The organism is Streptomyces sp. NPDC001700 (assembly GCF_053596435.1).
In genome coordinates this window covers 44,780-63,042 of the sequence record NZ_JBSFGE010000024.1, presented here as the reverse complement: position 1 = coordinate 63,042, position 18,263 = coordinate 44,780, and the positions used below count along the sequence as shown (strand labels likewise).

At 72.3% G+C, this 18,263-nt stretch carries 14 protein-coding genes and 3 tRNA genes; 7 read left to right on the top strand and 10 right to left on the bottom strand.

Annotated elements, in window-relative coordinates:
- Positions 1 to 464 precede the first annotated feature (464 nt).
- From ACWC5C_RS33155 to ACWC5C_RS33130, 6 genes are read right to left on the bottom strand one after another with little or no spacing between them, the layout of a single operon-like run.
- On the bottom strand, positions 465 to 1,325 hold the full coding sequence (locus tag ACWC5C_RS33155; protein ID WP_385444036.1) for a TauD/TfdA dioxygenase family protein: 861 nt from the start codon (positions 1,323 to 1,325) through the stop codon (positions 465 to 467).
- A gap of 13 nt (positions 1,326 to 1,338) precedes the next feature.
- Entirely contained in the window at positions 1,339 to 2,622 is a 1,284-nt protein-coding gene (locus ACWC5C_RS33150) for an FAD-dependent oxidoreductase (RefSeq protein WP_450881529.1), read from the bottom strand.
- Entirely contained in the window at positions 2,619 to 4,331 is a 1,713-nt protein-coding gene (locus ACWC5C_RS33145; protein ID WP_450881527.1) for a prenyltransferase/squalene oxidase repeat-containing protein, read from the bottom strand. The genes ACWC5C_RS33150 and ACWC5C_RS33145 overlap by 4 nt, the downstream gene beginning before the upstream one ends.
- Entirely contained in the window at positions 4,325 to 5,692 is a 1,368-nt protein-coding gene (locus ACWC5C_RS33140) for a UbiA family prenyltransferase (protein ID WP_450881525.1), read from the bottom strand. Before ACWC5C_RS33140 ends, ACWC5C_RS33145 begins: the two co-directional genes overlap by 7 nt.
- A complete protein-coding gene (locus tag ACWC5C_RS33135) occupies positions 5,689 to 6,714 on the bottom strand; it encodes a polyprenyl synthetase family protein (protein WP_450881523.1) in 1,026 nt (341 codons plus the stop codon). Before ACWC5C_RS33135 ends, ACWC5C_RS33140 begins: the two co-directional genes overlap by 4 nt.
- Positions 6,711 to 7,802: an aminotransferase class I/II-fold pyridoxal phosphate-dependent enzyme gene (locus ACWC5C_RS33130; protein ID WP_450881521.1), complete on the bottom strand. Its 1,092-nt coding sequence runs from the start codon at positions 7,800 to 7,802 to the stop codon at positions 6,711 to 6,713. Before ACWC5C_RS33130 ends, ACWC5C_RS33135 begins: the two co-directional genes overlap by 4 nt.
- Positions 7,803 to 8,054: 252 nt before the next feature.
- On the opposite strand from ACWC5C_RS33130, the gene ACWC5C_RS33125 reads away from it, so the two are divergent.
- Together ACWC5C_RS33125 and ACWC5C_RS33120 are read left to right on the top strand one after the other, a co-directional pair.
- Positions 8,055 to 9,089 carry a LysR family transcriptional regulator gene (locus ACWC5C_RS33125; RefSeq protein ID WP_450881519.1) on the top strand — a complete coding sequence of 345 codons (1,035 nt, stop codon included), beginning with the start codon at positions 8,055 to 8,057 and terminating at the stop codon, positions 9,087 to 9,089.
- Positions 9,075 to 9,146, top strand: a tRNA-OTHER gene (locus ACWC5C_RS33120). The genes ACWC5C_RS33125 and ACWC5C_RS33120 overlap by 15 nt, the downstream gene beginning before the upstream one ends.
- An 81-nt stretch (positions 9,147 to 9,227) precedes the next feature.
- Here ACWC5C_RS33120 and ACWC5C_RS33115 read toward each other — a convergent pair.
- Positions 9,228 to 9,635, bottom strand: a complete 408-nt coding sequence (locus tag ACWC5C_RS33115) for an ATP-binding protein (RefSeq protein ID WP_450881517.1) — start codon at positions 9,633 to 9,635, stop codon at positions 9,228 to 9,230.
- Between the two features lie 495 nt (positions 9,636 to 10,130).
- Between ACWC5C_RS33115 and ACWC5C_RS33110 the strand changes: the two genes are divergently transcribed.
- Together ACWC5C_RS33110 and ACWC5C_RS33105 are read left to right on the top strand one after the other, a co-directional pair.
- Positions 10,131 to 10,433 (top strand): helix-turn-helix domain-containing protein, encoded by a 303-nt coding sequence (locus ACWC5C_RS33110; protein ID WP_450881623.1) that lies wholly within the window; start codon positions 10,131 to 10,133, stop codon positions 10,431 to 10,433.
- 40 nt (positions 10,434 to 10,473) lie between these two features.
- A tRNA-OTHER gene (locus tag ACWC5C_RS33105) sits at positions 10,474 to 10,545 on the top strand.
- 51 nt (positions 10,546 to 10,596) lie between these two features.
- Here ACWC5C_RS33105 and ACWC5C_RS33100 read toward each other — a convergent pair.
- Complete coding sequence (locus ACWC5C_RS33100) at positions 10,597 to 11,682, bottom strand: ABC transporter permease (RefSeq protein WP_450881515.1); 1,086 nt, start codon at positions 11,680 to 11,682, stop codon at positions 10,597 to 10,599.
- 110 nt (positions 11,683 to 11,792) lie between these two features.
- Between ACWC5C_RS33100 and hrpA the strand changes: the two genes are divergently transcribed.
- The 3 genes from hrpA (at position 11,793) to ACWC5C_RS33085 (ending at position 16,267) form a co-directional block, all read left to right on the top strand.
- Positions 11,793 to 15,719 carry an ATP-dependent RNA helicase HrpA gene (gene hrpA / locus ACWC5C_RS33095; protein ID WP_450881513.1) on the top strand — a complete coding sequence of 1,309 codons (3,927 nt, stop codon included), beginning with the start codon at positions 11,793 to 11,795 and terminating at the stop codon, positions 15,717 to 15,719.
- A gap of 133 nt (positions 15,720 to 15,852) precedes the next feature.
- A tRNA-Asp gene (locus tag ACWC5C_RS33090) sits at positions 15,853 to 15,927 on the top strand.
- Positions 15,928 to 16,048: 121 nt separating this feature from the next.
- Entirely contained in the window at positions 16,049 to 16,267 is a 219-nt protein-coding gene (locus ACWC5C_RS33085) for a DUF6274 family protein (RefSeq protein ID WP_450881511.1), read from the top strand.
- Between the two features lie 423 nt (positions 16,268 to 16,690).
- Here the strand turns inward: ACWC5C_RS33085 and bldC are convergent, their stop codons facing one another.
- Positions 16,691 to 16,897, bottom strand: coding sequence for a developmental transcriptional regulator BldC (bldC, locus tag ACWC5C_RS33080; protein WP_003949541.1), 207 nt, complete (start codon positions 16,895 to 16,897; stop codon positions 16,691 to 16,693).
- 507 nt (positions 16,898 to 17,404) lie between these two features.
- Positions 17,405 to 18,241, bottom strand: a complete 837-nt coding sequence (locus ACWC5C_RS33075; RefSeq protein WP_385444018.1) for a hypothetical protein — start codon at positions 18,239 to 18,241, stop codon at positions 17,405 to 17,407.
- Positions 18,242 to 18,263 lie beyond the last annotated feature (22 nt).

Genomic DNA, 18,263 nt, shown 5'->3' with positions numbered 1-18,263 from the left:
GCCGTGCCGGTGCCCGGCGCGGGGGCGGGGTGCGGGGCCGGGGTGCGGGGCCGGGGCCGCGCCATACGGCCGACTGGGGCCGGGGACCCTGCCGGGCGAAGGTGTCGGCCACGGTGCGCTGATCGGTCGGGGCGGCGGCGAGACCGGTGTCGGCGAGGTCGTCGCCGCTGGCGAGGTACGGCACGACCAGCGCCGGGCCGACCGCGTACCCGACGCGGGGCCGAAGCCCGACGCGAGGCCGATGCCCGACGCAGGGGCGAGGCGCGGGGCCGGGGCCGTTCCCCGCCATACCCCGGGACGGGCCGGGGCGCGTCGTACGGCTCGCGGGGCCGGGGGCGTGCCCGGCCCCCAGCCCCTCCGGCTTTGAGGAGCGGGGCCGGGGCAGCGCTCCGGATGCGGGAGGAAGGGGCGGGGTGGGGAGCGGACCCCCGCCGCCCGGGGCCGTGCGTGCGGCGGGGCCTCCGTCAGTAGCCCGCCTTGGCGTTGACGCGGCGCGGGTAGTAGCGCTCGTCGCCTCGGCGCTCGTACTCCTTCCAGCGGGGCGCGTCACCGGTCGGGTGGTCGCCGAGGATGGTGACCCGCTGGCCCTTGCGGTAGGCGGAGTAGTCGTTGATGGCCAGGTGCTGGGTCGCCCGGTTGTCCCACATGGCCACCGCGCCGGGCTGCCAGCGGTAGCGGCAGTTGAAGATCGGCTGCTCGGAGTGCTCGAAGAGGAACTGCAGGACCGAATCGCTCTCGTGCCTGCTGAGCTGCGGGATGTGCGACGACCACATGCGGGTGACGTACAGCGAGCGGCGCCCCGTCTCCGGGTGGACGCGGACCACCGGGTGTTCGGCCTTCATCTCGCCGACCTCGGGCGCCTTGAGGACGTGGACGGCGGTCAGCCCGTCGAGCATCTCGCGGTACGGCTCGGACAGCGTCTCGTACGCCAGGTACTGGTTGCTCCACATCGTGTCGCCGCCGGACTCCGGGCAGGTGACCAGGTGCAGGATCGAGGCGACCGGCGGGTTGGGGCTGAAGGTGACGTCGATGTGCCACTCATCGGCCTTGCCGCCCTTGTCGGACTCGATCAGCGCCAGCTCCGGGTAGCCCTCGACCTTCGGCAGGAACGGGTGGGTCTCCACCTCGCCGAAGCGCTTGCCGAGGGCGATGTGGGCCTCCGGGGTGAGGTGGGACTGGTCCGGGAAGAAGATCACCAGGTAGCGCAGCAGCAGTTCGCGGATCCGCTCGAAGTCGGCGTCGCTGACGTTCGTCAGATCCATCCCGAAGATCTCCGCGCCGAGGGCGCCGGACACCGGGCGTACGACTGCTTCCTGTTTCTGCATGAACACTGCCCTTTCAGGTCTGGGGGATACGGTGGGCGCGCGGGTCGGGCAGGACGCCCAGCTGGTGGAGGCGGTCCAGGAACGTCATCGGCCGGGGGCCCAGGCCGGACATGTTGTACGTGACGGTGTGCAGCAGCCGGGGATTGCGCCCGGTGAAGCGGACCGCCCGCCGCCCCACGACCCGGCCGCGCCAGGTCAGATCGGTGACCATGCGGGCCGCGTTGTCGCTGGTGGTGGCGGCCTGGGCGAGGATCGGCCGCCGTTCGGCCTGGTAGGCGCGGAGCGCCGCGTCCACGGTGTCGGCGGAGGGCGCCGCTCCGCCGAGGTGGTCGGCGAGCTGGTCGGCCAGGGCGGCCGCGCAGGTGATCGCGGTGTTCATGCCCTGGGCGGCCATCGGGTGCACGGCGTACGCGGCCTCGCCGACGAAGGCCATCCCGGGGACGGCCAGCCGGGGCGAGAGGAAACGGGACACCGGCAGCAGCTGTCTGCTGTCCAGACCGGCCAGCAGCGGCCCGGACAGGGGTTCCAGCGCCGGAACCTCCGCCACCACACCCTCCGCCCAGGCGGCCAGGGCCGCCCGGTCGCGGCCGCCGCGCAGTTCGTCGGACGCGGTCTGGACGTACAGCCGCACCCGGTCGCCGGGCAGCGCGTACACCAGCCTCAGCCCGCGCGGGCTGAGGTACGCGGAGAAGTCGTCCGGGCGGGGCGCGCCCGCGAGGTCGAACGACACCAGCCGGTGCGGGTAGTCCACCCGCCGGGCCTCGATGCCCGCCGCGCGGCGCAGCCGGGACGAGATGCCGTCCGCCGCGACGGTCAGCGGCGCGTGGACCTCGTACCGCCGTCCGCCCTCGGTGACCGCCACGCCGGTGACGCGGCCCGAGCCGTCGTGCAGGGCCTCCTCGACCAGGGCGCCCCGGCGCACCTCGACGGTCGGGCCGAGCCCTTCGGCCAGCGCGTCCAGGATGGTGAGGTGGTCGTGGGAGAGCAGCCACCGGTCGCCCTCGGGGAGCTGCCCGTAGTCCAGCGCCATCAGCGGCGCCCCGGCCGGGTCGCGCACCACCAGGTGGCCCAGCCGCACCCCGGCCCGCTGCTCCAGCAGCCGTTCGGTCCCCCAGCGGCGCAGCACGCGCAGCGCGCCGGGCTGCAGCACCTCGCCCTTGGCGACCGGGCGCAGCTTCGGCTGCTTGTCGACGACGAGGACGCGCAGGCCCAGCGCGCCCAGGGCGCGGGCGGAGGCAAGCCCTCCGGCGCCCGCGCCGCACACGACGGCGTCGTATGGGGTGTTCTGCTCGCTCATGCGGAGGCCTCCCGGGGCGTGGTGGCCGTCCGCAGCCGGGCCAGGGCGCGGAGCGCGAGGCCGGAGGCGATCACGTCGTCCGCGTAGCGGTAGCAGAAGCGGATGTACTCGTTCACCGGCGATCCGGCCCAGCCGCCGTCCGGCCGCTGGGCGTCCGTCAGATAGCGGGCGGCGGCCGTCACGGGCTGCGAGCCGGGGTCGTGGCCCGCGGCGAGCAGCGCGTACAGCGCCCAGGCGGTGTCCTCGACCGTGCCCGGAGGGGCGCCGTCCGCGCCTGCGGACGCGCCGCCCCAGGAGCCGTCGTCGTGCTGGGTGCGCAGCAGCCACGCGGCCGCCCGCCCGGCCGCCGGATGCCCGGCGCCGACCGTGCGGCACAGGGTTTCCAGCACCACCGACGTGCCCGCCGTGCGGCCCCGGTACCAGAGGGCCTCGTACGAACCGTCCGCCGAACCGCCCGTCCGCTGCTGCGCGATGAGCCAGCGCACGGCCTTCGCCACGCGCCGGTCGCCGGGGCGCGCGCCGTCGTCGAGCAGCGCGCGGACCGCCTTGGCCGTCATCTGCGGGCAGGGGCCGAACCCGCCGGGCTTGCTGTTCCGTACGGCCAGGCTCCACGAGCCCGCGGAGTCCTGCGTCCGGGTCAGCCAGTCGATGCCGCGCCGTACGTGCGAGTCGTTGCCGCCGCCGGGGAGGCGCAGCAGCACCGAGCTGATCTCGGCGGTCTCCAGCGCCATGGGCCAGCTGTGCGCGCTGGAGAAGCCCCAGTAGCCGGGCGGGCAGGCGAGGGAGGCGAACGGGGTGTTCTGCTGGCGCTCATGGAACATCGCGCGGGTCGGCGTCAGGCGCGGGTCGTCCGCGTACCCCGCCTCCAGGAGGGCGGCGGCGGCGAAGCTCGACCACGTGACGTCCAGCGGCATCAGCTCCCACCCGCCGTCCGCGTCGGCCGCCGACCGCAGCCAGGCGGTGGCGCTTTGGACGATGTCCGGGGCGAGCCCGGAGCGGGTGGTGCCGACGCTGATGAGGCCGGTCAGCCAGGGGTCGGTGCTGAACGACCCGCTGGCGCCCTCCCGTTCGTACGCCTCGCGCACGACGGCCAGGGCGGCGGGCCGGGCCAGCGCGTTGAGCCGCCGCCGCACCAGGCCCTGGGTGTCGCGGCGCACGGTGGCCTGGCCGAGCGCCATGCTCGCGAGGATCGGCAGCCGCAGGCTGAGCAGCCGCCGCGCGGGGCCGGGCAGCAGCAGCAACTCCAGGGGGAGGCGGGGCAGCGACGCCTCGTCCAGCCGCCCCGCGAGGGCGTCGAACTGCCGGATCAGCCCCGCCATCACCGGCTCCGGCAGCGCCTCGGGCCCGCCCAGCTGCGCCAGCCGCTGCCGCCCGGCGCGTACGGCGGGGGCCGCGTGGCCGGGGGCGACCAGGTCGAGCGCGTCGGTGACGACGGCGGTGGTCAGCACCTCGTCGGCCACCCCGCGCATGGCCCAGCCGCCGCTGTCGCGCTGCGCCTTGACGAGCCGGTCGGCGCCCCGGGCGAGGAGCGCGCCGCCGCTCCCGGCGAGGTGCAGGGCGATGAGGGCGAGGGCGGTGTTCGCCGGGGAGAACCGGTCTTCCGTCGCGTCGGGAGCGAACACACCGTCCGGCCGCCGCCGGGCGAACAGCGCCTCGGCACCGGCGGTGACGGCGGCGTCGATCCGGTCGGTCAGGGGTGAGGTCACCATGGGCTCGGACGGTCCTTCCGTAGTGCGGCGCGGAGGGGTTGGCAGGGGTCGGGGAGCCGGTCGCCGCCCGGGCCCGAGGCTGGGGCCGGGTCCTGCCCCGTACCCGGACCCGGGCCCGCGCGCTGCTCCGCGCGCGTACCGGCAACCGAGCGGGGGCTCGCGGCCTCGGCGGCACCCGCGCGGGGAGCCGCAGGCTCGGCGGCACCCGCACGGGGAACCGCCCCCTCGGCAGCGCCCGCGCGGGGAGCTGCGGCCTCGCCAGCGCCCGGGCGGGGGTCCGCCCCCTCGGCAGCGCCCGCGCGGGGAGCTACGGCCTCGGCGGGGGCCGAGCGGGGGGTGGCGGTGGGAGGTGCCTCCTCCCAGCCGTCCGGGGGGATTTCGTGGTGGGCGCGCATTCTGGACTGGGTCAGCACGCTGAGGGTGAGGAGGGGGATCAGCACCGCCAGGGTCTGGGGCAGGGGCCAGCCGCCAGCAAGCACCGCGCCCGCCAGGATCAGCCGTTCGGCGACCAGCACCTCGTGGGCCCGTAGCGCCCGGACCTGGGTCAGCGGGGCCGCGCCGCGCAGCAGCGGGGTGAAGGCGGCGGTGCCGCAGGCCGCCGCGACGAGCAGCAGGGCGGCGAAGGCGGGCCGTCCGGCAGAAGAGGTGAACGCGACGCAGACCGCGGCGGTGACGATCGCGGCGGCGTACAGCAGGGCGGCGGTGCGCGCCGCGTAGCGGACGCCCCGCAGTACCGGAAGCGTGTGGTAGCCGCCGCTGCGGTCGCCGTCGACGTCGCGGAGGGTGCCGACCAGGTTGGACGCCGTGTCGTGGCACCAGAAGGCGAGGGCGGCGAGCAGGACGGCGGGCCAGCGCGGCTCCCCTCCGGCGGTCAGCGCGCCGAAGACGACGGTGAGCGCGGTCAGCGCGCCCCGTACCGCGTTGCCGGACAGCCCCCGGCCCTTGAACACCTTGCTGTACGCGACGATGCCCGCCATCCCCGCCGCGACCAGCAGCAGCGCGGTCCAGGCGGCGAGGGCGGTGATCACGGCGGCCGCGAGGGCGCACAGGACGCCGGAGGCCACGGCCGCGCGGGGGCTCAGCCGTCCCGAGGGGATCGGTCGCTGCGGTTTGCCGATGGCGTCCAGGTCGCGGTCGAAGTAGTCGCCGAGGTAGTGCCCGGCGATCCAGCTGAGGGTCGGTACGGCCCAGGCGGCCCACAGGCGCGCCGCCGGGGACGAGCCGTCGGCCAGTGCGGCACCGGCCAGGCCCACCAGGCCCGGGTAGGAGAGGGTGTACAGCCGCCAGGTCTGTAAGTGCGCCCACATGTGCGCCCAAACGTGCGCCCAGGCCCCGGTGGCGAGCGCCCCGGGCACGGTCACCGCTCCCGGTCGGCGGAGAAGTCCGCGATGGCGGCGAGCGCGGCGGAGCCCTCGGTCGGCGGCAGTTCGGCGAGGCAGTCCTTGGCGTGGGCCACCTCCGCCCTGGCGCGCTCCCGGGCGGCGCGCAGCGCGCCGGTGGAGTCCAGGACGCCGCGTACGGAGTCGTAGGCGTCCTGCGCGGGGAGCGTGCCCCGCAGCGCGGTCCGCAGCGCCTCGCGCTCGGCCGCACCGGCCCGTTCGTACGCCATGAGCACGGGGAAGGTGGGGCGCCCGTTGGCCGTGTCGCTTAAGCCGGACTTGCCGGTGGCCGCCGACTCGCTGGTGTACGGCAGCAGGTCGTCGTGCATCTGGAAGGCGAGCCCGAGGTGTTCCGCGTAGGAGGTGAGGGCCCGCTGCCAGGGGGCGTCGGCGCCGCCGAGGAGGGCCCCGGCGTGGCAGGAGCCACGGAAGAGCGCGCCGGTCTTGAGCGAGATCATCGTGAGGTAGCGGTCGAGCCCGCAGGCCGCGTCCCCGGACAGCTCGGCCTCCATCGCCTGGCCCCGGCACAGGTCACCCCCCGCGCGGGCCAGGACCCGTACGGCCTCCAGCAGCCGGTCGGCGGGCAGTCCCTGGTCGGCGCACTCGGCGACGGCGCCGAACATGCCCATGATCAGCGCGTCGCCGGTGACGACGGCGTCCGCGACGCCGTACCGCGCCACGACCGTGGGGCGGCCGCGGCGCAGCGCGTCGCCGTCGATGACGTCGTCGTGGACCAGCGACCCGGTGTGCAGGTACTCCACGCCGAGCGCGGCGGGCAGGCTCTCCTCGTAGCCGCCGCCCACAGCCCTGGCCGACTCCACGAGCAGCAGCGGGCGCAGCAGTTTGCCCGCGGGCAGCAGGGCGTAGCGGGATATCCGGTGGACCCGCTCGTCGCCGGACGGCCAGCGGGATTCGAGGTCGCGCAGCAGCCGGGCGAGGGTGGGGTGGGCGGGGGAGAGCGGATCCGCCGGGGCGGTCACCGTGGTGTGCGGGGCGGCCGTCACGGGGTCTCCCCGCCGGAGGGGGCCGCGCCTCCCGGGGGCCCGCCGGTGTCCCGCGCCTTGGCTGCCAGCTGCGCGAACGCGTCGTTGGCCGCGGGCTCGGCGATGGTCACCCGTACGCCCTCGCCCGGCTTGCCGCACACCAGGACGCCGTGGTCCGCGCAGAACTGGGTGAAGCGCTCGACGCCGGACTCCATCGGCAGCCACAGGAAGTTGGCCTGGCTGGGCGTCACCTGCCAGCCCTGTTCGGCCAGGGCGCCGTGCAGCCGCTCCCGTTCGCGGGCGGTCTCCTCGCACTGGCGGCGGATCGCGGCGGACTCGGCGAGGGCCGCGACGGCCGCGGCCTGGGCGGCGGCGCCGACCCGGTAGAAGGTCAGGGCGCCACGCAGCGGCGCGAGGGCGCGCTCATGCCCCACGAGATAGCCGACGCGCAGGCTGAGCAGGCCGTACGACTTGGAGAAGGTGCGCACCACGCACACCCGCTCGTCCTCCCGGTACAGCTCGATGCCATGGGCGACGGCGGCGGCGTCCGGGTCGGCGAAGTCGATGTACGCCTCGTCGATCAGCACGGTGACATGGGAGGGCAGCAGGTCGAGGAAGCGCCGCAGCGCCGCCTGGCCGACGGCGGTGCCGGTGGGGTTGTTGGGGTTGCAGACGATGACCAGCCGCGTCTGCTCGGTGACGGCTGCCGCCATCGCCGCCAGGTCGTGGGTCTCGTCCCGCAGCGGCACCCGCACGGTGCCGGAGGCGGCGTTGGCCGCCATCATCGGGTACGCCTCCCAGGACGGCCAGGCGTGCACGGTGTGGGTGTCCGGCCCGGTGTGGGCGGTGAACAGCAGCTGGAGCAGGGCGCCGGAGCCGGGCCCCACGGCGACGTCCCCGGGCTCCACCCCCAGGTGCTCGGCGATGGTCCGGGACAGACCGAACCCCAGCGCGTCAAGGGTGCGGTGGGCGTCGGCGGCGGTGTCCTGGACGGCCCGCAAGACGGCTGGAAGGGGTGGGTGGAAGGTCTCGTTCAGCGACATCTGATGCTGTACGGCGCCCTGGGCGAGCACCGGCTGCATTCTGTTCCAGCCGTCTTTGTCAGACATTGTTCCATTCCAATCCGCGGAAATTCTAGGGAAATCCCGCAAGGTTTGGATCGGCAGCACACCGAATGATGGGGGTGGTCGGTGGTGGAAGCGGCGGAGAATACGAAAATGGGCTCAGCGGGCCCAGCCCACGCGAACAGCGTGTTGACCAGCGGCCGTCGCTCAGCCGCCTCCATGAGTGTGGAGGCGCCAGGACGCTACGTCCAATAAGGATCTTCCCGGCATCCATAAACGCCTTTTACAGTGGTTCATGTGCTCGACATCCATCAGTTAGCTGTCATAGCCGGTGTGGCGCGCGCGGGTTCCTACACCGCCGCCGCCGAATTGCTGGGTTACACCCAGCCCGCCGTCAGCTACCGCATGCGCGCGCTGGAACGCACCATCGGCGTGCAGCTCGCGGTCCGGTCGGGGCGCGGAGTACGGCTCACCCCGGCGGGCCGCCGTCTGGCCCAGCACGCCGAGGCGGTGCTGTCCGCGCTGGGCGCCGTCGAGGACGAGTTCCGTACGTACGCCGCCCACGCGCGCGGCATGGTGCGGGTGTCCGCGATCCACAGCGCCTGCGCCTCGCTGCTGCCCGGCGCGGTGGCGCGGCTGCGGTCCGCCCGGCCCGACGTACAGATCGTCCTGGAGCGGGCCACCTCCCCGGACGCGTACCGCTCGCTGCGGGACGGGACGTCGGACGTGGCCCTGGTGAGCGTCCGCGACGGCTCCCGCCCGGACGAGCCCGGCCCCGGCCCCGGCACCGGAACCGATTCCGAAGCCGAAGCCGACCCCGACGCCGATGTGGTGGACTTCCCGCTGATCAGCGACCCGCGCTGCGTACTGCTCCCGTACGACCATCCGCTGGCCGACCTGCGGACGATCCCCCTCAGCGCGCTGGCCGACGAGGCCTGGGTACTGGACGAGGACCGCGAGGAGTTCACCGCCGCCTGCGCCCGGGCGGGCTTCGAGCCCCGCACCGTCGCCATCACCAACGACCCGGCCACCGCCCACGACCTGGTCGCACACGGTGTGGGCGCGGCCGTCGCGGAGGGCCTGGCGCTGCCGCCGAGGCCCGACCCACGGGTGGTGGCCCGCCCCCTGCGCGGCTGGCCGCCGCGCCGCGTGCACGCCCTGCTGCGGGCGGAGGCGCGGCGGACCCCCGCGGTGGAGGCGCTGCTCGCGGCCCTGCGAGAGGCGGTGGAGGACCACCTCGCGGCGGACGGGGACAGCGGGGTGCCGCGATGGGGTAGAGTAGATCTTGCAACGCCGCCCCGAGGGGCGGGAGTTGATGCGTCGGTCGTCTAAGGCAAGATACTCGTCTCCAAACGAGGGATGTAGGTGCAAGGCCTGCTCGGCGCTCCATGAAAGATCCCTCTCCTGTTCGCCAGGGGAGGGATTTTTTGCGCGCGCCCGCGCGGGCGGCGTCGCGGGCCACGGTCACGGTCAGCGGGCGAGGCTCGCGTAGATCGTCTTGCCCTGGCCCCGGGTGATCGTCACCTCCTGGGCCAGCCGCCGGACCATATGCCAGCCGAAGCCGCCGGTGCCGGTGTTCAGATCGGGCGGACGGGCCCGGGGAGCCGCCGGGTTCGGGTCGCTGACGGCGACCGTCACCACGTCAGGACCGGCGGAGAGTTCGAGGGTGTACCGGCCGCCCCCGTGCCGCAGCGCGTTGGTGACCAGCTCGGACACCACCAGGAGTATCGCGTCGGTCGCGTCCGGGGCCGGGGCCGGGCTGAGCCCCCGGGTGAAGGCCCGGGCGACGGCGCGGGCGCGGTGAATGCCGCCAGGGCTGTCACCCCGCACCACGGTGGAGGCCGTGGGCCGAGCGTTGGCGATCTTCGTGGCGTTCATACGCGTACACCCCTGGTTGCTTCGGATGTGCCCTTTGCAGAGGCTCGTCTGCCCGCTCCGCCGCTTCGCACGCTTGGTCCGGGCACACCAGGCCCTCGGTCGTCCGTACCGACAAAAATCTGTCGTGGCGGCTGTAGACATCGACGGGACACCGGAGTTAGATTCCCTGTCGTAGTCACGGCGCCCGATGAGGCGCGGCACACCGACGACAAGGAGGCGGACACCATCAGGATCGCCCGGGCGCAGAGCTGAGGCCGCTCGGGTACCGCACGCCCCGGAAGGGAAGGTGGTCCCCGGTCAGAAATCCGCGATCCCCGCACACTCGTCTGCGCAGACGAGTCCGCGGAAAATGGTGTTGAACCCCTCGGGGCCCTGGAGCCGAAACGGCACCAGGGCCCCTCGACGCGCGACCGACGACAGGACGGATGAGAGGTGTCAGTGGCCGAAGACAGTCAGCACAACCGGCTCGACGACGACGACTACCCCGCGTACACCATGGGCCGTGCCGCCGACCTCCTCGGCACCACACCGGCCTTCCTGCGGGCCATCGGCGAAGCCGGTCTGGTCGCACCGCTGCGCTCGGAGGGCGGCCACCGCCGCTACTCCCGCCACCAGCTGCGCATCGCCGCCCGCGCCCGCCGGCTCGTCGACCAGGGCACCCCGATCGACGCCGCGTGCCGCATCGTCATGCTGGAAGACCAGCTCGAAGAGGCCCGGCGCACCAACGACGATCTGCGGCGCGGCGCCGTGGAGCCCCGGCGCGACGGCGATTGCGCGACGGGCCCCCGGATGGGTTAAAGTAGATCTTGCAACGCCGCCCCGAGGGGCGGGAGTTGATGCGTCGGTCGTCTAAGGCAAGATACTCGTCTCCAAACGAGGGATGTAGGTGCAAGGCCTGCTCGGCGCTCCATAGAAGATCCCCCTCCTGCTGCCAGGAGGGGGATTTTTCGCGTCCGGGCGCTCACGCGGACGGGGTGGTCCCGCCCGGGTGGCGGTGGCGCCAGGTCCAGAAGACGGTGGCGGAGACGAGCGACCAGCCGGTCAGCACCAGGAACGGGAACGCGTGCTGGTGCTCGCCGAAGTAGACGGCCGTGTGCTGGGCGTTGACGGAGGCGCCCGGCGGAAGCCAGCGGCCCACGGTGCCGAGCAGCGACGGCAGCAGCGGCCAGGAGACCGCGCCGCCCGACGACGGGTTGCCGAGGAGGACCATCAGCCCCCAGGTCGGGATGAGCGCCCAGCGTCCGAACAGGACGTTGAACATGGAGAAGACCATCCCCGACGTGAACATGGTCAGGGCGAGGATCCCCCAGGACCCGGCGAAGGGCAGGTCCAGCGCGCCGAGCCCCCAGTCGACGATCGCGGCGATGACGAAGCCGCCGAGCAGGGCATACGCGACGGTGAAGGCGATCCGCGCGGCCGGGCTCAGGGCGGCGGCGTTGACGCTCAGCTGGACCGCGCCGAGGAAGCCCATGATCACCGCGGCCAGCGAGATGTAGAAGACCGCCAGCCCCCGGGGATCGCCCGGCTGGAGCGGGTTCAGGTCCCGTACGGCGACGGGCACGCCCACCGCCCGGCCCACCTTCGTACCGGCCGAGCCGAGCACCTCGGCGACGCTGGCGCCCGCGGCGGAGGACAGGTCCAGCTCGACGCCGCGCCCGCGCGTCCGCAGGATCCCGAAGATCTGCTGCTCCTCGGCGGCCCAGCGGGCCCGGCCGAACGAGGGCTCGCGGCGCAGCCGCAGCGATGTGTCCAGGGCCTTCTCCATCCCGGCGAGGAAGCGCGGCGGCGGGGCGTCGCCCGGGTGGGCGCTGACGACGGCGACGGGGATCTGGCGCGGGGTGGGGTTGGCGAAGGCGAAGGTGTACGAGCCCGCGAAGAGCCCCGCGCCCGCCGAGATGATCAGCACGATGACCGTGGCCGGAAAGAACGGGCTGTGCTTGAACCGGGTCCACGGTGACCGGGCCTCCAGGGGCTGGGCCTCAGGAGACCGGGCGTCAGGGGACCGGGCCTCGGGAGACCGGGCCTCCGGGGAGTCGTCGTCCGCCATGCGCCCACGCTAGATCGGACACTCCCGGCATATCGCGCGACGTGGCCCGGACAACACCCGGCGGAAATGGTTCGCCAGTCGTTTTGCCGAGGTGAGATCCTGGGGTCCGTATGTCCACGACTCCTGCCCCCGCCCTGCCCGCCCTCCTGGAGCGGCTCCCCGAGCTGATGCTGCGCGACCAGCAGCGGCTGGGGCGCCGACTCGACGGCGCCCGCCGGATCCGTAAGCCCGAGGCCCGTACGGCCGTGCTCGGCGAGATCGCCGAGGACTTCGAGCGGGCGGAGCTGCGGGTCGCGGACCGCCGCGCCGCCGTACCGGACGTCACCTATCCGCAAGAGCTGCCGGTCAGCCAGAAGAAGGACGACATCCTCGCGGCCGTCCGCGATCACCAAGTGGTGATCGTCGCGGGCGAGACCGGCTCCGGGAAGACGACGCAGATCCCCAAGATCTGTCTGGAGCTGGGCCGCGGCGTCAAGGGACTGATCGGCCACACCCAGCCCCGCCGGATCGCGGCCCGCACCGTGGCCGAGCGCATCGCGGACGAGATCGGGACGCCGCTCGGCGAGTCCGTCGGCTGGAAGGTCCGCTTCACCGATCAGGTGAGCCAGGACACCCACATCAAGCTGATGACCGACGGCATCCTGCTCGCCGAGATCCAGACCGACCGCGAGCTGCGCCAGTACGACACGATCATCATCGACGAGGCGCATGAGCGCAGCCTCAACATCGACTTCCTGCTCGGCTATCTGGCCCAGCTCCTCCCCCGCCGCCCCGACCTCAAGGTCGTGATCACCTCCGCGACCATCGACCCGGAGCGCTTCTCCCGCCACTTCGGGGACGCGCCGATCGTCGAGGTCAGCGGGCGTACGTATCCGGTCGAGGTGCGCTACCGGCCGCTGCTGGAGGAGGGCGGCGAGGACAGCGACCGGGACCAGATCACCGCGATCTGCGACGCCGTGGACGAGCTGCAGGCCGAGGGCCCCGGGGACGTCCTGGTCTTCCTCTCCGGCGAGCGGGAGATCCGGGACACGGCCGACGCGCTGAACAAGAAGCAGCTGAGATCCACCGAGGTGCTGCCGCTCTACGCCCGGCTGTCGCACGCCGAACAGCACCGGGTCTTCCAGAGACACAGCGGCCGCCGGATCGTCCTCGCCACGAACGTCGCGGAGACCTCGCTGACCGTCCCCGGCATCCGGTACGTGATCGACCCGGGCACGGCCAGGATCTCCCGCTACAGCCATCGCACCAAGGTCCAGCGACTGCCCATCGAGCCGGTCAGCCAGGCCAGCGCCAATCAGCGCAAGGGCCGCTGCGGCCGGACCAGCGACGGCATCTGCGTCCGGCTGTACTCCGAGGACGACTTCCTCACCCGCCCGGAGTTCACGGACGCCGAGATCCTCCGTACCAACCTGGCCTCCGTCATCCTCCAGATGACCGCGGCGGGGCTCGGCGACATCGAGAAGTTCCCGTTCATCGACCCGCCGGACCGGCGCAACATCAAGGACGGCGTCCAGCTCCTGGAGGAGCTGCACGCGCTGGACGGCAAGCAGAAGGACCCGCGCAAGCGGCTCACCCCGGTCGGCCGGAAGCTCGCCCAGCTGCCGGTGGACCCCCGGCTGGCCCGGATGGTGCTGGAGGCGGACCGCAACGGCTGTGTCCGCGAGGTCATGGTGATCGCCGCGGCGCTCTCCATCCAGGACCCGCGCGAGCGCCCCTCCGACAAGCAGGCGCAGGCGGACCAGCAGCACGCCCGGTTCAAGGACGAGTCGGGCGACTTCCTGGCCTTCCTCAACCTGTGGAAGTACATCAGGGAGCGGCAGAAGGAGCTGTCCTCGTCCGCGTTCCGCCGCATGTGCCGCAACGAGTACCTGAACTACCTGCGCATACGCGAGTGGCAGGACATCTACAGCCAGCTGCGCACGGTCGCCAAGACCATGGACATCCAGCTGTCCGAGCAGGACGCGGCGCCGGACCCCATCCATCAGTCGCTGCTGTCCGGGCTGCTGTCGCACGTCGGCCTGAAAGACACGGAGAAGAACGAGTACCTGGGCGCGCGCAGCGCCAAGTTCGCCGTCTTCCCCGGGTCGGCGCTGTTCAAGAAGCCGCCGCGCTGGGTGATGTCGGCGGAGCTGGTCGAGACGTCCCGGCTGTGGGCGCGGGTCAACGCGAAGATCGAGCCGGAGTGGATCGAGCCGCTGGCCCAGCACCTGGTCAAGCGCACCTACAGCGAGCCGCACTGGGAGCAGAAGCAGGCGGCGGTGATGGCGTACGAGCGGGTCACGCTCTACGGCGTCCCGGTCGTCGCCCAGCGGAAGGTCAACTACGGCCGGATCGACCCGGAGACCAGCCGCGACCTGTTCATCCGCAACGCCCTGGTCGAGGGCGACTGGCGCACCCACCACCAGTTCTTCCACGACAACCGGAAGCTGCTGGGCGAGGTGGAGGAGCTGGAGCACCGCGCCCGGCGCCGCGACATCCTGGTGGACGACGAGACGCTGTTCGACTTCTACGACCAGCGCATCCCGGAACACGTGGTCTCGGGCGCGCACTTCGACTCCTGGTGGAAGCACAAACGCCGGGACGAGCCGGAGCTTCTCAACTTCGAGAAGTCGATGCTCATCAACGAGCGGGCGCAGGGCGTCACCAAGGACGCCTATCCGGACTCCTGGCGTCAGGGGAAGCTCAAGTTCACGGTGACGTACCAGTTCGAGCCGGGGGCGGACGCGGACGGCGTGACCGTCCACATCCCGCTCCAGGTGCTCAACCAGGTCACCCCGGACGGCTTCGACTGGCAGATCCCGGGGCTGCGCGAGGACCTGGTCACCGAGCTGATCCGGTCGCTACCCAAGCCGGTGCGCCGCCACTATGTCCCGGCGCCGAACTACGCCACCCGCTTCCTGGACGGCGCCGTGCCGCTCCAGGAGCCTCTGACGTCGGCGCTGGGCCGGGAGCTGCACCGGATGGTCGGGGTGCGGATCGAGCCGGAGGACTGGGACCCGGCCAAGGTCCCCGACCACTTGAAGATCACGTTCCGGGTGGTCGACGAGCGGCGCCGCAAGCTCGCCGAGGACAAGGACCTGGAGGCGCTGAAGCAGCGGCTGAGGCCGAAGACCCGGGCGGCGATCTCCAAAGCGTTCGAGTCCTCGAAGGAGTCCGCCGGTATCGAGCAGCGCGCCGGGCTGACCTCGTGGACGGTCGGCACGCTGCCGCGCACCTTCGAGACCCGCCGGGGCGGCCAGCCGGTCAAGGCGTACCCGGCGCTGGTGGACGAGGGCGCGTCGGTGGCGCTGCGGCTCTTCGACACCGAGCCCGAGCAGCGGCAGGCGATGTGGCGGGGGACCCGGCGGCTGATCCTGCTCCAGCTGCCGTCCAGCCCGGCGAAGTTCGCTCAGGGCAAGCTGACCAACCAGGCCAAGCTGGCCCTGTCCAGCAGCCCGCACGGCAGCATCCCGGCGCTCTTCGACGACTGCGTCGCCGCGGCCGCCGACCGGCTCATCGCGGCCCGGGGCGGACCGGCGTGGGACGAGGAATCGTTCCGCAAGCTCTTCGACGCGGTCCGGGCCGACCTCGCGGACGCCACGCTGGACACCGTCCGGAAGGTCCAGGAGGTGCTGGCGGCCTGGCAGGCGTGTGAGCGGCGGCTGAAGGGCATCAAGAGCCCGGTGCTGCTGCCGTCCCTCACGGACGTCAGGGAACAGCTCTCGGAGCTGATGAAGCCGGGCTTCGTGACCGCCCACGGGGTACGCCGCCTCCCGGACCTCATGCGCTATCTGGTGGCCGTGGACCGCCGCCTCCAGCAGCTCCCCACCAACGCCGAGCGGGACCGCAGCCGGATGGCGAAGGTGAAGGAGATGCGGGACGAGTACGCCTGGCTGCTGGAGCAGTTCCCGGCGGGCCGCCCGGTGCCGCAGGAGGCGCTGGAGATCCGCTGGATGATCGAGGAGCTGCGGGTCAGCTACTTCGCGCACGCCCTGGGCACGGCCTATCCGGTCTCCGACAAGCGCATCGTGAAGGCCATCGACGCGGTGGCGCCGTAGGGGTGTCGGGCCCGTCCTGACGCGCCGGACGGGCCGGCCGGGCGCGAGTTCGACCGCACCCCCTGACCTGCTGTAGAGTCTGTGACGCACCACAGCGAAGCACACAGCGAAAAGGCTGTGGAGCGTCACTGATGGTCCTGTGGAGCAGTTTGGAGTGCTCGCCACCCTGTCAAGGTGGAGGCCGCGGGTTCAAATCCCGTCAGGACCGCACAACACCCGAAGGCCCGGATCCGCACAAGGATCCGGGCCTTCGGTCGTCTTGACGGCGACCCGCGCGCGGCGGTACCCAGACTAGAAGGTGGCGTGGGGCTGGCCGGGAGGTGCGGCACATGACGACGACCGCGAAACATGAGACCAGGGCGCTTCTGCGGGCCCATCTGGCGGCCGCCTCCGGCTACCGCCACTTCACCCGGCACTGCCCGGTCTGCCATCGGCTGCTGCGGCTCGCGATGGAGCCCGCACCGGCCGCCGAGCCCCAGGCATCGGCCGAGCCGGCGCCCGGGGAGCCGTCCGGGCCGGTGGGCTCCGATGGGCCATCAACTCAGTAAGCCCTTACCGCAGTTATCCGGAAATCGACAAGCGTTGAACCGTGTGACGGGAGTCACCGACCGCGTCCTGAGAGTGGGGTAACTTACACCCGCCTCACAACAGGTCAATTTAATATGTGCAATTGCACCCTCTGTCCGGGCCATTCCCGGACCTTCCCAGTACCCCCGGTCCGACACCCCGCGCGGGGCCGTCAAGACCCTCCTCAGCCCCGTCCCGACCCCCATGGGCGGCCCGCGACCCGGCCACGGCCGGGCAGAACGCGGGCATAAAAAAGATCGCGCTGGACCCGGCGGAGTCCAGCGCGATCGACGACGCACCCATGTCGAGCGGTGATGGCCTGTTGGGGCAGGCACCCGTCGTGGTGGAGCCATACAGGCGAAAGCCGGGCTGGGGGGCCCGGATATGCCCGGTTATGCGGTTATTCAGGCCTCGCTGCGCTGCTGCGGGATGCCCGCGAGAAGTGCACGGACCTCCGCTTCGCGGTAGCGCCGGTGCCCTCCAAGCGTGCGGATGGACGTGAGCTTGCCTGCCTTGGCCCAGCGCGTGACCGTCTTCGGGTCCACACGGAACATGGTGGCAACCTCAGCCGGGGTCAGCAGCGGCTCGGCATCAGGGGTGCGAGCGGTCATGAGCGGCCTCCTCGGGAGAACCGAACCATCACGGTTCTTTCCTCTAAATTCTGCACCTTGACCCGCGTTGCCCGAAATGGCGGACGCGGGCCGAGTCGGTTATAGGACGAACGGCTTGTCCTCGGCACTACAACTACACCATCTGTCCAGCCCCGTCGGCCAAACCGATGGAATTGCCCTCTCAGGTGTCCAACCTCGACGGAAGCCGATGGACCATGCCATAACGGACAGTCACGCGGCCGTGACGATCAGTCACAACAGGATCAGGGGTATCAGATCCGCCAAGGAGTGCAATACCGATGAATCCGCCCATACTTGGGCGGAAGGAGAACTTCCCGGACTCCTTGTCCTATTTTGACACGAGGATGGGGGATTGCCGCAAGACCCGAAGTCAGTGCTTTAGATCACCATTGACGTAATGGCCCGGATCGGGACCTACGTCCCCCCGCTCCGGTTCTGACGCACCCGGCCGCCCGATGGATCCGCTTTCCCCGGATCCGGTCCGTCTCAGCTGGCGTTCTGCCGGTTCCTGATCTCGCTCCACCGGTCGGTCAGCCGCTCGTACGCGCTGCCAGCGCGCTCCCCGTCCCCGTCCCTCAGTGCCGCGAGCCCTTCCGCCACGTCCGCCGCCGAGCGGTCCTCCTCCAGCTGTCCGGCGGGCACCACGTGCACCAGACCGCCGTAGTCCAGTTCGACCAGCGACCGCGGATGAAACTCCTCCAGCCACCGGCCCACGTCCACCAGGCCATCGATGAGCGGCCCCTCACCGAGAGCCTCCTTGAGCACCTTAAGCCCGCGGGCGACCCGCCTCCTGGCCTGGACCATCGGGGTGCGGTAACGCAGGATGAGACCCTCGTCACCCTTGGTGTACTCGCGCTCCTCGTCCGCGAAGAGCACGAACCAGCGGACCGGGACATGCCAGGTCGCCGAGCGGATCCACGGACGGGCGTCCGGGTTGCGCTCCAGCCACTGCTCGTAGTCCGAGGCGGCCTGCCGGCGCACCACGGGAGGCAGCGCGGCGTCCAGGAGAGGGCCGGGAAGGCGCTCGGACAGCTCTTCCAGGGCCAACCAGCCGCGCAGCCGCGTTCTCCACGGACAGACGCATGTGACGCCGTCCACGAGCGCCACAAAGGCGTCCGCGCTCTCGTGCACCGGAACCGGCACCGGCGGCACCGGCAGCAGGTCCGCGAGCGAGCGCCGCAGCTCGTCCTGCGAGCCGGGGAGGTCGTCGCGCTTGGCGTAGCGCGCCCAGTGGGCGCGCTCCGGCTCGGGAAAAGCGGCCAGTGGCTCATAGACGCGGAGATACGCCGCATACGGGACAATCACCGAAGACGCCAAGGTCACACGCGCTCCCTCAAGGCCGATA